Source organism: Streptomyces klenkii (genome assembly GCF_003626645.1).
GTDB lineage: Bacteria > Actinomycetota > Actinomycetes > Streptomycetales > Streptomycetaceae > Streptomyces > Streptomyces klenkii.
The window spans coordinates 214,662-227,993 of record NZ_RBAM01000009.1 but is presented as its reverse complement, the minus strand read 5'-3'; the positions used below and the strand labels follow the sequence as shown (position 1 = coordinate 227,993).

Sequence of the window (13,332 nt, the reverse complement as noted above, 5' to 3'; positions counted from 1 at the left end):
CGTGCTGGAAGCGAAGCACCACTCATCTCCGGCACGGAAGGCCCGACCCCATGGCGTCCAGCACGCTCGACCCCGCGCGCCGCGGCAACGGCCTCGCGCAGCGCATCCTGCTCGCCACCCCGCCCGGCCGGGACCGGGCCGTCGACGCCCTCCGGGCCTTCGCCGTGCTCGGCGTGGTGCTCGGCCACTGGCTGGTGACGGCCCTGGTCGCGGACGGGGGCGTGGTGCACAGCACGAGCCCGCTCGCCTACGTGCCCGGGCTCGCCCCGGTGTCCTGGGTGTTCCAGACCCTGGCCGTCTTCTTCCTGGTGGGCGGGCTGGTGGGCGCCAAGGGCTACGCCTCGGCGCGGGCCCGGGGCACCACCTACGGGCAGTGGCTCGGCGCCCGGCTGAAGCGGCTGTTCCGGCCGGTCGCCGCGTTGCTGGCCGTCTGGGCCGCCGTGACGGGCGTGCTGCTCGCGTCGGGAGTGGCGCCGCGGACCGTGCGGACGCTGGTCAGCCTGGCGTACTCGCCGCTGTGGTTCCTGCTGGTGTTCGGCGCGCTGACAGCCATGACTCCCCTGGCCGCGAAGGTACGGCCCTGGTGGCCGCTCGCCGCGGTCGCGCTGGTCGACCTGGTCCGGTTCGGCCCGGGCGGTCCCGCCTGGCTGGGCTGGGCGAACGTGGCGGCGGGCTGGCTGGTCCCGTACTGCCTGGGCGCGGCCTGGGCACAGGGCCGGCTGCAGAGCCGCAGGACCGGCTGGGCACTGCTGGCCGGCGGTGCGCTCTCCGCCGCGCTGCTCGTCGTGTTCGCCGGCTATCCGGCCTCGATGGTCGGCGTGCCCGGCGCGGCGGTCTCCAACCTCAGCCCGCCGACGCTCGCGGCCGTCGCGTTCGGCCTCGCCCAGTGCGGCGCGGCGCTCCTGCTGCTCGGCCCGCTGCGGCGGGTGCTGCGGCGCCCGGCGGCCTGGGCGGCGGTGGCCGTGGTGAACCTCTTCGCCATGACGGTCTTCCTCTGGCACCAGACCTCGATGATGGCCGTGACCATGGCCGGACTGCTCACGGGCGCGCACCTGCCGGGCCTGCACACCGCCCCCGGCGGCCCCCTCTGGATCGTCGCGCGCCTCGCGTGGCTGCCGGTCTTCGGTGCGGCGCTGCTCGGGTTCTGGGCGCTGTTCCGCCGCTTCGAGCACGGGCGTCCCCGGGGCCGGGGGCGTTCGCTGGTCGTGCGGGAGCACCGGCCGGCGCCGGTCGCGGCGGCGCGCCGTCACTAGAATGGATCTTTTGAGCGCCGAAGGCGCAGAGCGTACGGGGGGCGGAAAGCACGTGGGAAGACGACTGTTGAGAGCGCTGCGGAGGGCATGGGCGGAAGGCCCGCGCTCCGTTGCCGAGGACCTCTGGTCGGTGGCCCGCGACCCGATGCCGCGCGGGCAGTACCTGGGCCGGCTGCCGCACCTCCACCTGGCCCTGCTCGCGGCGCTCCTGGGCCTGCTCAACGCCAACGAGGCCCAGCGCGGCAGGTTCGGAGCGGACACGGAGCTCGGGCTGCTGGTCATCGTGCTCCAGACGGCGGTCGTCCTCCTCGCCATGGTGCGCCCGGTGCCCGCCTGGTGGCTGTCGACGGCCCTGCTCTCCGCCTCCGCGCTGATCGGTGAGGACACGATCGACCACGGCAGGGTGTGGCCCTGGAACGTGGCCGGAATCAGCCTGCACGCCCTCGTGCTGTTCCTCCTCGCGCTGCGCGTCCGCCCGCAGAGCGCGGTCGTGGCGCTGGGCATCACCGTCCTGTCGGGCATGGCGGACACGCTCCTGGCGACGCAGGAGCACAACCAGGTCGTCAGCCGGGGCGCCATGGCCTTCGTCATCGCGGTGGTGATCGGCGCCGCGCGGCGCAGCAGCCGGACGGCCAAGGAGCGGCTGGTCGAGCAGGAGGTGCTCACCGCGGAGGAGCGGGCCCGGCGCACGCTGCTGGAGGAGCGCAACCGGATCGCCCGCGAGCTGCACGACGTCGTCGCCCACCACATGTCGGTGATCTCCATTCAGGCGCAGGTCGCCCCGCACCTCGTGGCGGATCCGACGCCGGAGCTGCGGGAGAACCTCGCGGGCATCCGTGAGAACGCCGTGGAGGCCCTGGCGGAGCTGCGGCGGGTCCTGGGCGTGCTGCGCGCGGAGGACGCCCGGGCCGACGGGGTGCGGCACGCGCCGCAGCCCACGCTCGACCGGCTTGACGAACTGGTCGGCAAGGTCCGTGCGGCCGGTCCGGACGTCGCCGTCTCGGTCACGGGGGTGCGGCGCGCGCTGCCGCCGGGCGTGGAGCTGTCCGCGTTCCGCATCGTCCAGGAGGCGCTCAGCAACGCGATGCGGCACGCGCCCGGGGCGTCGGTGGAGGTGGGGATCGGGTACGGGGCGGACAGCCTGACCGTACGGGTCGTCAACTCCGCCCCGGACGGGCCCGTTCCGCCGCCGAGGGGTGCCGGGCACGGGCTGCTGGGCATGCGCGAGCGGGCCTCGATGCTGGGCGGCGACCTGGCCGTGGGCCCCACCCCGAGCGGCGGTTACGACGTGACCGCCGTCCTTCCCGTCGACCCTGCCGAGGACACTCCGTGAAGACCGACCGCGACATCCGCGTCCTGATAGCCGACGACCAGGTGATGGTCCGCCAGGGCTTCACGGTGCTGCTCGGCGCCGAGCCCGGGATCGAGGTGGTGGGCCAGGCCGTGGACGGCCTCGACGCCGTCGCCCAGGCCGCCGCGCTGGCGCCCGACGTCGTCCTGATGGACATCCGCATGCCGGAGCTCGGCGGCATCGAGGCGACCCGCCGGATCACCGGCGCGCCGGACGCGACCGCCAAGGTCCTCGTCCTGACCACGTTCGACCTCGACGAGTACGTGTACGAGGCGCTGCGCGCGGGCGCGTCGGGGTTCCTGCTCAAGGACGCCTCGGCGGCGGACCTCGCGCAGGCGGTGCGGGTGGTGGCGGCCGGCGACGCGCTGCTCTCGCCGAGCATCACCAAGCGGCTGATCTCCGAGTTCTCCCGGATGACGAGCGCCCCGCGCGCGCCGCTCAAGGCGCGGGTGGGGAGCCTGACCGAGCGCGAGACGGAGGTGCTGTCCCTGGTCGCGCAGGGCCTGTCGAACGCGGAGATCGCCGGCCGGCTCTTCCTGGCCGAGCAGACCGTGAAGACCCACGTGAGCCGGATCCTGGTCAAGCTGGGCCTGCGCGACCGGACGCAGGCCGCGGTCTTCGCGTACGAGACGGGGCTGGTCCGGCCGGCGAGCTGCTGAGGCCGCGCGTCATCCGCGACCGGTCGTCCGCGACCGGTCCGTCATCGGCGACCGGCCGTTCATCCGCGAGGACACTGCTTCCAGGCGAAGTGGTAGAGCGTGTTGATGCTGCCGTCCGTCGAGTCCATCGCCACGAAGCTGGTGGTGCGCGTGGGGTCCGACGTGCCGGCGTCCACGCGCAGTTCCGTGTTGATGTTGAAGTAGCGGATCGCCCCGCAGGGGGCGTAGACCAGTGCGTCGATGTCGGTGGTGTCGGACGCCTGCCAGTTGTCGTGGAGCGGTCCGGTGAAGTGGTGGTTCACGTACGTGGTCTGCTGCATGCCCTGGAAGTAGTAGTTGGCCCGCTCCAGGCCGGTGGCGCCCTTCTCCAGGTGGGCGAAGCCCCGGTAGTCCGCGCTGGCGACCGCGTAGGTGAAGCCCTGCGGGACGTGGACGTTCAGGCTGAGCTGGCAGTTCTTGCGGAAGTCGGTCGGCTTCGCGCCGACGCCCACCTGCGCGGAATATGCGCTGTATGTCATAGTAAACGCCGTATTGTCCGGAGAGACCGTTACGTTCGCCGTCCCGGCGGGACAGCCCGAGCCGTTGACCGCCACGACGTCGATCACGATCCGGTCGGGCGGAGGCTCCCCGTACGGGGAGGCCGGTGACGGTGCCACCGGAGCGGCGAGCATTGCTACGGCGGCCCAGCCGATCGCCACCGGTCCCAACATGGTGGTACCTCCCCCTGCTTCGGGTTCCACGGACGGACGCGGGCCGCCGGCGGCGGCCGGTCAGCGGTCAGGGACATTCCTTCCACGAGAAGTGGTAGACCGTGCTGACGCTGCCGTCGGTCGAGTCCATGGTCATGAAGCTGGTGGTCGTCGCCGGGTCGGAGCTGCCGGAGCCCACGCGGAGCTCGGTGTTGACGTTGAGGATGCGCTGCGTGCCGCAGGGGGCGTAGACGACGTCGGCTGCGCCCGTCACGTCCGTCGTCTCCCAGTCGTCGCTGACCGGGCCCGCGAAGCGGTGGCTCACGGAGGTCGTCTGGGACATGCCCTGGAAGTAGTAGCTGGCCCGCTCCATGCCGGTGGCGCCGCTCTCCAGGTGCGCGAAGCCCCGGTAGTCCGCCTGGGCGACGGCGTACGTGAAGCCCTGCGGGACGTGGACGTTCAGGCCGAGCTGGCAGTTCTTGCGGAAGTCGGTCGGCCTGGCGCCGACGCCCACCTGGGCGAGGTACTTGCTGTAGGTCACCGTGAAGGCCGTGTTGTCGGGGGCCACGGCCACGGCGGCGGTCCCCGCGGGGCAGCCCGAGCCGTTGACCGCCACGACGTCGATGACGACCCTGTCCGGCGGAGGCACCCCCTCCGACGATGCGGACGACGGTGCGAAGGACGCGGCGGCCACCAGGGCCACTGCCGCGCCGGCGGTCAACACCGGTCTGAACATGGGATTCCCCTTCCCTTGCCGTGCACGGGGATGCGGTGCGCGCGGCCCATGCCACCACCGGGCGGGGGACATGTATAGGTCAGGTTGAGCCACCCCGGCGGTGCGCCCGGGTCGCCCCGGGAACCCGGGCAGACCCACGCGCACCACCGGGCTCGCACCTACGCGCGCTCGAAGACGTGCACGCGGCCGATCTCCCGGAAGCCGCGGCGGGCGTACCGCCGGCGCGGCCGGTCCGCCGCGGCGGCGGCGATAGCGGCCTGCGCGGGACGCGAGGGGTTACGCGGTGGCGGCGCAGGCGGGGTGTCCCCAGCCGCGCTCACTCTTGGAGATCTTCTCGCCGGCCGCGTAGGACTGCCCGCACGGGCAGCGGCCCGCGAACTTCGCCTTGATCGTCGGCGCGCCGGCCGCCCCGGAAGAGCGCGGCTTGCGGTTCTTCGGCGGCCCGGTGCGCCGGGCCGCCGAGGGCTCGCGCGGCGCCGGCACCGGCAGGCTCTCGGCCCCGTGCGCGGTGCCCGCCGCCTGCTGCTGCACCGCCGCGTCACTGGCCGCCTGGTCGGCGATCGCGTTCAGCGGATCGCCGTTCTCCTGGTGGGCCGGCACGTAGCGGAACTCGACGGAGCGGCCCGCGAGGAGCTCGTCGATGCGGATGACGAGCTCGCGGTTGGCGACCGGCGAACCGGACGAGGTCTTCCATCCGTTGCGCTTCCAGCCGGGCAGCCACTTGGTCACGGCGTTCATCGCGTACTGCGAGTCCATCCGCACCTGCATCGGAACGGCCGGGTCCGTGGCCTCCAGGAGCTGCTCCAGGGCGGTCAGCTCCGCGATGTTGTTGGTCGCCCTGCCCAGCGGGCCGGCCTCCCAGCGCTCGGGCGCGCCCGTCGCGTCGGCGACGACCCAGGCCCAGGCGGCGGGCCCCGGGTTGCCCTTCGAAGCCCCGTCACAGGCGGCGATGATCAGTTCAGACATCCCTCGATGATGCCAGGGATCCGGAGGGCGCCGTTCTGCGGTGTGCGGACACCGAATACCGGACATTCGTCCTGTGAGCCCCGCGGAGCCCCCCGTGCCGTGCCCGCCGGGCGCCCGGCCGGGCCGCCGCAGGTCACAGCGAGTGCCGTTCAGATCACAGGCATCGGCGGTTCACCGGACGGCCGACGGGAGTTGTCCATATTGAGAATGGTAATGACCGAAAATGCCCGTCATTTTTGACTGAGGGCCACGTCATGCCCAAATGTCTGCCAAATGTTGTCAATGAAGACTCATGGCGGTGGCATCTTACGGAATGGGGACTTCCGTCTACTTCTGACCGGTGCCGCCGTGAGCCAGATCGGCGCTCAGGTGACCGTGGTGGCGCTGCCGCTGGTCGCCGTGGTCGTGCTCGACGCCTCCCCCCTGGAGGCCGGCCTGCTGACGGCCGCCGAGACCGCGGCGTTCCTGCTGGTCGGCCTGCCGGCCGGGGCGTGGCTGGACCGGATGCGCCGGCTGCCGGTCCTCATCCGCGCCGACGTCGTCCGGGCCGCGGCGATGGCCACCCTGCCGCTCGCCGCCTGGGCCGGAGCGCTCACCATGGCGCAGCTCTACGCGGTCGCCCTGGTCACCGGCGTGGCCACCGTCTTCTTCGACATCGCGCACCAGAGCTACCTGCCGTCCCTGCTCCCCCGCGAGCAGCTGGTCCCGGGCAACGGCGCCCTGGAGACCGCCCGTTCGTCCGCCCAGGTGGCGGGCCCCGGGCTGGGCGGCGCCCTGGTGCAGCTCCTCGGGGCGCCCTTCGCCCTGCTCGCCGACGCGCTCGGCTACCTGCTGTCCGCCGTCTTCCTGCGCGGCATACGGGCCCGCGAGCCGGAGCCCGCCCCCGCGCCGGGCGTGCCGCTGCGCGCCCAGGTCGCGGAAGGGCTCGCCTTCGTCTTCCGGCACCCCGTCCTGCGCATGATCGCCTGCGCCACGGCGCTCGCGAACTTCTTCACCGCGATGCTCATGGCGGTCCAGACGGTGTTCCTGGTGCGCGTACTGGAGCTGCCGCCGGGCGTCATGGGCCTGATGATGTCCGCCGCGGCCGTCGGCGGCCTGGCCGGTGCGCTGTGCGCGGGAACGCTCGCACGCGCCGTCGGCCAGGCGAGAGTGATCTGGCTGTCGACGGTGGTCACCGGCCCGTTCGCGCTGCTGTGGCCGCTGTCCGGGCGGGGCGCGTCCGCCGCCTGGTTCGCCCTCGCGTCCGCGGTCGTCTTCTTCGGCGCCGTCGTCTACAACGTCGCCCAGGTCAGCTTCCGCCAACTGCTCTGCCCGGACGAGCTGCTGGGCCGCATGAACGCCACGCTGCGCTTCACGATGTGGGGCACGATGCCGCTCGGCGCGCTGGCGGGCGGGGCGGTCGCGGAGGCGGCCGGGGCCCGTACGGCGGTGTGGGTGTGCGCCGCGGGGATCCTGCTGGTGCCGGTGCCGCTCCTGGCGTCCCCGCTGCGCGGCCTGCGCGACCTGCCGGCCGCGCAGGCGGCCACGGGCTGACGGGGCGCGGTCGCCGACCGCCGGGAACCTTGTCCTCGGGCCGGCGCCTGACGTCGGCCGGGGAGCGCCGGGAACCACCGCAGTGGTCGCGCAGGCGAGGCGAAGGACGCGCCCGGCGGCGGGGCGGGGCCCGGCCGGCTCGGGGTGCATCCGCCGGCCCCGCCCCATCGAGCGGCCTCCCGCTGTACGCACGCCCCGACCGGCCGAAGGCGCCGCCCCGTACGACTCGGGCCAGGCACCAGAACTCCGCCGTCGTACGGCAACAGCAACGACAACTACCCACCCGCACGGGAGGTCATCGTGCAACCCGGCAACATCACTTCGTCCTACCTCGCCCGCTACCGGCACCTCACCGACGGCGCCGGTGCCCAGGACAGCGCCCTGCCCGTCACGGGTGCCCAGCGCCGGTTCCTGCTCGCCCGGCGGCTCGACCCCGCGGGGCGGCCCACGCTCGTGCCGCTGTTCTTCGCGTTCCCCGCGGGGTCGGTCGACCCGGACCGGCTGCGGGCGGCCGCGGGCCGTCTCGCCGCCCTGCACCCGGCGTTACGGGCGCGGCAGCTGGTGCTGCGCGGGGTGCCGCTGCAAGTGCCCGGCGCACCCGCCGGGCACGTCGAGCGCGTCCGGCCCCGCCCCGGCGAGACGGCGCGCGACGCCCTCCTGCGGACCTTGAGCGAGTGGTCCGCCGACGGGCCGCCGCTGCGGTTCTTCCTCGCCACCGAAGCAACCGACGCCACCGATGCAGCCGGCACAGCCGGCGGCGGCGACCGTGACCTCCTCGCGCTGGTCCTGGACCACGCCGCCTGCGACGAGCAGTCGCTGGGCCTGATCACCGCCGGCCTCACCGACGCCTACCGCGACGGGCTCGGCCCCCGGGACGTACCGGCGGACGCGGCGGCCGACGGCCTCGCCGCGTACCGCGACGCCGTCCACCTGCAACTCGCCGCCGAGGAGCGTGCGTCGCACCCGGACGCCCTCGCGTACTGGGCGCAGCGCCTGTCCGGCATACGCGGCAACAGCCCTGCTACGACTGACGTTTCGCCAAACTCCGGTACAGGTACGGCTCTGCGCCGGATCCCCATCGGCTCGGACGGCGGGCGGGCCACGGCCTTCCCCGTCCTCCTGGACGCCTGCGCGGCGGCCGCCCGTACGGTCCACGGCCCGGGCTCCGTGCCGGTGCTGGGCTACCCGTGGGGCGGGCGGCCGCCCGCCGCGGCCCCGGTCCTCGGCTGCTTCCTCAACACGGTCGCCCACCCGGCGGACGCCGGCGACCCGGCGGGTCGGGCCGCCGCCTGGTGGGACGACCTCGACCGCGCCGACACCCCGTTCGACGAGGTCGTCCACGCGGCGAGGCGGGCCGGGGCGCCCTGGTCCGGGCGGCTCGGCGGCCTCCTCACCTTCGAGGACCTCGGCCGCCGCCCGCCGCTGCGGCTCGGCGGCGCCACGGGGCACGAGACCCACGTCGACGGCCGCCCCGTCCAGGCCCCGTTCGCCGTCTCCGTCTCGTACGGCACCGATCTGCTCGTCCGCATGGCCTGGGACCGGTCGGCCGTACCGGACCACCGCGCGGAAGAGGCCTTCGACCGCCTGACCGGCGCGCTGGGCCCGCGGACCGCGCCCCCGGCGGTGCACCCCGCTCCCGCGGGCTGACTCCCCCGCACACCGGCCCCGTGCCGCGCCGCCCGACCGGCGCGCGGCCTGCGGGGCGCCCCCACCGGCCGCACCGGCCCACCCGGCCGCCCGGCCCGTGAACCACCGAACCAGAACCCGAAAGGCTGGCCATGTTCGGACTCTCCACATCCCAGGAGATCGTCTGGCTGCACGAGCAGATGCTGCCCGGCAGTCGCGCCTACAACTTCACCGCCACCGTGGACCTGCGGGGCACCCTCGACGAGGACGCGCTCCGCGAGGGCCTGGCGGCCGCGCTCGGCCGGCACCCCGGCCTGCGCCTCGAACTCGTCGACTCCCCCGGCGGCCTGCCCGGCCAGCGCGTGCGCGAGCAGTGCGCGCCCCGGCTGCGGACGGCCGACCTCGGCGGCGAGGCGGACCCGGAGGCGGCGTTCGCCGCGCTGCTGCGCACCGAGGCCGAGACGCCCCTCGACGTGTACGAGGCGCCGCTGCTGCGCTGGAGCCTCGTCCGGCTCGGCCCGGACCACCACCGGCTCGTTCACGTCGAGCACCACCTCGTCCACGACGGGCACTCGTTCGCGATCCTGCTGAACGACGTGTTCACCGTCTACCGGGCGCGCGTGCTCGGCGAGCGGGAGGTGCTGCCGCCCGCCGCCTCGTACACCGATCACATCGAGGCCGCCGGCAGCCCCGAGCGGGAGGCGCGGCGCGCGGCGGGCCTGGCGTACTGGCGGCGCGAGCTGGGCGACGCGGCGTTCGGCCTGCCGCTGCCCGGCCTCGCCCGGCCCGGGGCGCGGCGCCGGCACGCGGGCGGGCAGCTGCGCCAGGCTGTGGACGCGGAGCTCGCCGAGCGTCTGCGCGCCCACAGCCGCACCCAGGGCCACACGCCGTTCTCCACGCTCCTCGCGCTCTTCGCCGAGCTGCTGCGCCGTCACAGCGGGCGCGCCGACCTCGTCGTCGGCACCGCGGTCGGCAACCGCCCCGAGGGCTTCGAGTCGGCCACCGGCATGTTCGTCAACACGATCCCGCTGCGGCTGCGCCTCGACCCGGCGGCCGGTGCGGACGAGACGGTGGACGAGGTCACCGACAGCCTCATCCGCGCGCTGCCGCACCAGGACGTCCCGGTGCAGGTCCTCACCCGCGAGCTGGGCCTGCACACGTCCGGCGCGGACAACCCGCTGTTCAGCGTCATGTTCAGCGCGCACGACGCGGCGCTGCCGGAGATCGAGGTGCCGGGCCTGGAGGTGGCGCTGTTCGAGGGCTTCAACACCGGCACCACGCGCTTCGACCTCGACCTGGTGCTGCTCCCGGACGACCGGCGCACGGTCGGCCCGCGGCGCGGCCCGGCCGGCATGACGCTGGTCTGGGACTACGACCGGGACCTGTTCGACGAGGACGCCGCCCGGCTGCTGGCGAACCGTTTCCTCGGCCTCGTACGGGCTTATCTGGAGGATCCGGCGGCGCCTCTCGCGGCGCTCGGCGCACAGCAGGCTCATGGGACGGCGCAGGCACCGGAGTCCGGGGCCGCGGACGCCCCCGACGCCGTCCTCGACCCCGTCACCCGTCACGACCCCGCCCTCCCCGCTCTCGTCAGCGGCGCCCGGAAGGTCACCTACGGCGAACTCGGCCGGCTCGTCGAGGAGCTGGCCGCGCGGCTGCGCGCGGCGGGCGTCACCGCCGGTCAGCCGGTCGCGGCGGTCCTGCCGCGCGGCGTGGACACCGTCGTGACGCTGCTCGCGTGCCTGCGCACGGGCGCGGTCTACTGCCCGCTGTCGCCCAACGACCCGGCGAGCCGCCTGGAGACGCTGCTGCTCCGGCTGGCCCCGGCCCTGGTCCTGGCGGACCGCGAGAGCGCCCTGGCGCTGCCCGCGGAGGGCCTGCCCGCGCCGGTCGCGCTGCTCGGCGCCGACGGGCCCTTCCCCGCCGCGGCACCGGCCGCGCGCCTCGACGGTGCCGCGTACGTCATCCACACGTCCGGTTCGACTGGGCTGCCCAAGGCGGTGGCCGTCGGCCGCGCCGCGCTCGCCCACCACATGACGGCCGTCGCCGGGCGGTTCGGGATGCGCTCCGACGACAGGGCGCTGCTGTTCGCCCAGCCCTCGTTCGACGTGGCGCTGGAGGAGGTGCTGCCGTCGCTGCTGGCCGGCGCGTGCCTGGTGGTGCCGCAGCGGGAGGTGCCGACGGCGGCCGAGCTGATCGCCGTCCTGGCGGCCCGCCGCGTCACCGTCGCCAACCTGCCCACGAGTTACCTCCTGGCCGTACGGGAGGAGCTGTGCGAGGCCCTCCGCGACGGGATGTGGGAGCCGCGGCTGCTGGTCGCCGGCGGCGAGCGGCTGCCGGCCGCCGCCCTGCGGGACGTCCTGGCCGCGACGGACGCGAGGGTTCTCAACGCGTACGGGGTGACCGAGGCGACCATCACCTCCACGGTCCACGAGGTGATCCGCGAGGGGACCGAAAGCAGTGGTCAGGGCGGCGAGGTGCCGCTGGGGACCGCGCTGCCGGGGATCGGGGTCCACGTCCTGGACGCGGGTCTGCACCCGCTGCCCGTGGGCGCGGTCGGCGAACTCGCCGTCTCGGGCGCGGCGCTCGCCGACGGCTATCTCGGCGGCGAAGAGGCCGCGGCGGCGACCGCGGCCCGGTTCGTCGCCGTGCCCGCGCTGGGCGGGGCGCGCGTCTACCTGACCGGCGACCTCGGCTACCGGGACCGCGACGGCCTGCTGTGGTTCCTCGGCCGCCGGGACAACCAGGTCAAGCTGCGCGGCTACCGCATCGAGCCGGAGGAGATCGAGGCCGTGGCGTCCGAGGTGCTCGGCGGGCGCTCGTGCGCGGTCGTCCTCGGCCACGACGCGGCCGGCGGCCCCTGCCTGACCGGCTTCGTCGACGGCGGCGAGGAGCCGGACCAGGCCCTGCTGCACAAGGCACTGTCCGAGCGGCTGCCCGCTGCGCTCGTCCCCGCGCGCTGGCTCCGGCCGGCTGCAATGCCGGCACTGCCCGGCGGCAAGCCGGACCGCGCCGCGCTGGCCCGGCTCGCCGCCGAAGCGGTGGCGGCGGGCGACGCGGCGCCCCTCCAGCAGGAGGAGGAGAGCGCCGACCCGGCCGTCGCCCTGCTGGCCGAGGGCTGGCGGGAGGTGCTGGGGCACGACCGGTTCTCGCCGTCGTCCCACTTCTTCCAGGTCGGCGGACACTCCCTGCTCGCCGCGCACCTCGCCGCGTGGCTGGAGCCCCGGCTCGGCGCGCGCCCGCCGCTGCGCGTCCTCTTCCAGCACCCCGTCCTCGCCGACCAGGCCCGCGCCCTGACGGAGACCGCCCGATGAGCACCACGACCCCTTCATCCGTGCTGGAAGCCGAGCACCGCGAAATCGCCGCCGCCTTCACGGCGTTCGTCCACCGGGAGCTGGTGCCGCTGGCCGCCGAGCTCCCCGAGGACGGGGGCATGCCGCCGGCCGAGCTCCGCGCGTACGTCCGCCGCCGCTCGGCCAAGCTGGGCTTCTACTCCGGCGACCACCCCGAGGAGCTCGGCGGCTCCGGCATGCCGTTCAGCGCCGTGGTCATGCTGCACCACGCCGCCGGGCGCAGCGGCTGCCCGCTGGCCCCGTACGCGCTCGCCGGGTCGGACGGCCCGAGCCCGCTGCTGCGCCAGGGCACGGAGCAGCAGATCGAGCAGTACCTGAAGCCGCTCGTACGGGGCGAGGCGACGCGCTGCCTCGCGCTGACCGAGCCGAACGCCGGGTCGGACGCCTTACACCTCACCACGACCGCCCGGCGGGACGCGGACGGCGGCGACTGGGTGCTGTCGGGGCGCAAGACGTTCGTGAGCAACGCCGGGCACGCCGACTTCGTCATCGTCGTGGCCCGGGCGGTGGACGGCGACGGCAAGGACGGCGGCCCGACGGCGTTCGTCATGGGCATGGACGTGCCGCGGCTGCGCATCGGCCAGCGCTACGAGGGCATGTCCGGCGAGGAGTTGTACGAGCTCGTACTGGACGAGGTGCGACTGCCCGCCGGCGCCGTCATCGGCGGCGAGGCGGGCGTGGGCGCGGCGCTCGGCAACGGCATCGACAGCCTCTCGCGGGGCCGGCTCGTGGTGGCGGCGATGTGCAACGGCATCGCCGAGTACGCGCTGGAGCTCGGGGTCGCGTACGCGCGTGAACGGAAGGCGTTCGGGGAGCGCATCGGCGCGTACCAGCACGTGCAGGAGCACCTGGTCAGCAGCCGGGCGGAGGTGGAGGCGGCCAAGCTGCTGACGCTGGCGTGCGCGCGGCTGGTGGACGACGGCGTGGAGGCCCCGGAGAACGCGGCGCTCGCCAAGCTGACGTCGTCCGAGACCGCGGTCCGCGTCGTGGACCGGGCGCTTCAGGTGCACGGGGCGACGGGGTGGGTGCGCGGGCATCCCCTGGAATTCCTTTACCGGTACGTCCGGATGATGACGATCATCGAGGGGACCTCCGAGATCCAGAAGGTGATCGTCGCCCGGGCCATGGGGCTGGGCTGACCGCGCCCGCTGCTTCTTCCCCTTTCT

At 74.7% G+C, this 13,332-nt stretch carries 10 protein-coding genes; 7 read left to right on the top strand and 3 right to left on the bottom strand.

The genetic code is table 11. The features are described 5' to 3' along the window. Window positions 1–50 precede the first annotated feature (50 nt). From D7231_RS22775 to D7231_RS22765, 3 genes are all read left to right on the top strand, one after another. Window positions 51–1,253: an acyltransferase family protein gene (locus tag D7231_RS22775; RefSeq protein ID WP_120757360.1), complete on the top strand. Its 1,203-nt coding sequence runs from the start codon at window positions 51–53 to the stop codon at window positions 1,251–1,253. A 67-nt stretch (window positions 1,254–1,320) separates the two neighbouring features. Then, window positions 1,321–2,586, top strand: a complete 1,266-nt coding sequence (locus tag D7231_RS22770) for a sensor histidine kinase (RefSeq protein ID WP_338419873.1) — start codon at window positions 1,321–1,323, stop codon at window positions 2,584–2,586. Beyond that, a complete protein-coding gene (locus D7231_RS22765) occupies window positions 2,583–3,263 on the top strand; it encodes a response regulator (protein ID WP_277875637.1) in 681 nt (226 codons plus the stop codon). The genes D7231_RS22770 and D7231_RS22765 overlap by 4 nt, the downstream gene beginning before the upstream one ends. 59 nt (window positions 3,264–3,322) lie before the next feature. Here the strand turns inward: D7231_RS22765 and D7231_RS22760 are convergent, their stop codons facing one another. The 3 genes from D7231_RS22760 to D7231_RS22750 all read right to left on the bottom strand — a co-directional run bounded on the left by D7231_RS22760 (window position 3,323) and on the right by D7231_RS22750 (window position 5,654). Beyond that, window positions 3,323–3,973 (bottom strand): DUF4360 domain-containing protein, encoded by a 651-nt coding sequence (locus D7231_RS22760; RefSeq protein ID WP_120757358.1) that lies wholly within the window; start codon window positions 3,971–3,973, stop codon window positions 3,323–3,325. Between the two features lie 67 nt (window positions 3,974–4,040). Further along, window positions 4,041–4,688: a DUF4360 domain-containing protein gene (locus D7231_RS22755; RefSeq protein ID WP_120757357.1), complete on the bottom strand. Its 648-nt coding sequence runs from the start codon at window positions 4,686–4,688 to the stop codon at window positions 4,041–4,043. A 276-nt stretch (window positions 4,689–4,964) separates the two neighbouring features. Beyond that, window positions 4,965–5,654 carry a ribonuclease H family protein gene (locus D7231_RS22750; RefSeq protein WP_120757356.1) on the bottom strand — a complete coding sequence of 230 codons (690 nt, stop codon included), beginning with the start codon at window positions 5,652–5,654 and terminating at the stop codon, window positions 4,965–4,967. A gap of 348 nt (window positions 5,655–6,002) precedes the next feature. Here D7231_RS22750 and D7231_RS22745 point away from each other — a divergent pair, with 348 nt between their 5' ends. From D7231_RS22745 to D7231_RS22730, 4 genes are all read left to right on the top strand, one after another. Then, complete coding sequence (locus tag D7231_RS22745) at window positions 6,003–7,187, top strand: MFS transporter (RefSeq protein WP_416385355.1); 1,185 nt, start codon at window positions 6,003–6,005, stop codon at window positions 7,185–7,187. Window positions 7,188–7,487: 300 nt separating this feature from the next. Next, window positions 7,488–8,834, top strand: a complete 1,347-nt coding sequence (locus D7231_RS22740; protein WP_120757354.1) for a condensation domain-containing protein — start codon at window positions 7,488–7,490, stop codon at window positions 8,832–8,834. A 131-nt stretch (window positions 8,835–8,965) separates the two neighbouring features. Next, the gene (locus tag D7231_RS22735) at window positions 8,966–12,127 is read left to right on the top strand and encodes a non-ribosomal peptide synthetase (protein ID WP_120757353.1); all 3,162 of its coding nucleotides are present in this window, start codon (window positions 8,966–8,968) and stop codon (window positions 12,125–12,127) included. Beyond that, window positions 12,124–13,305 (top strand): acyl-CoA dehydrogenase family protein, encoded by a 1,182-nt coding sequence (locus D7231_RS22730; RefSeq protein WP_120757352.1) that lies wholly within the window; start codon window positions 12,124–12,126, stop codon window positions 13,303–13,305. Before D7231_RS22735 ends, D7231_RS22730 begins: the two co-directional genes overlap by 4 nt. Window positions 13,306–13,332 lie beyond the last annotated feature (27 nt).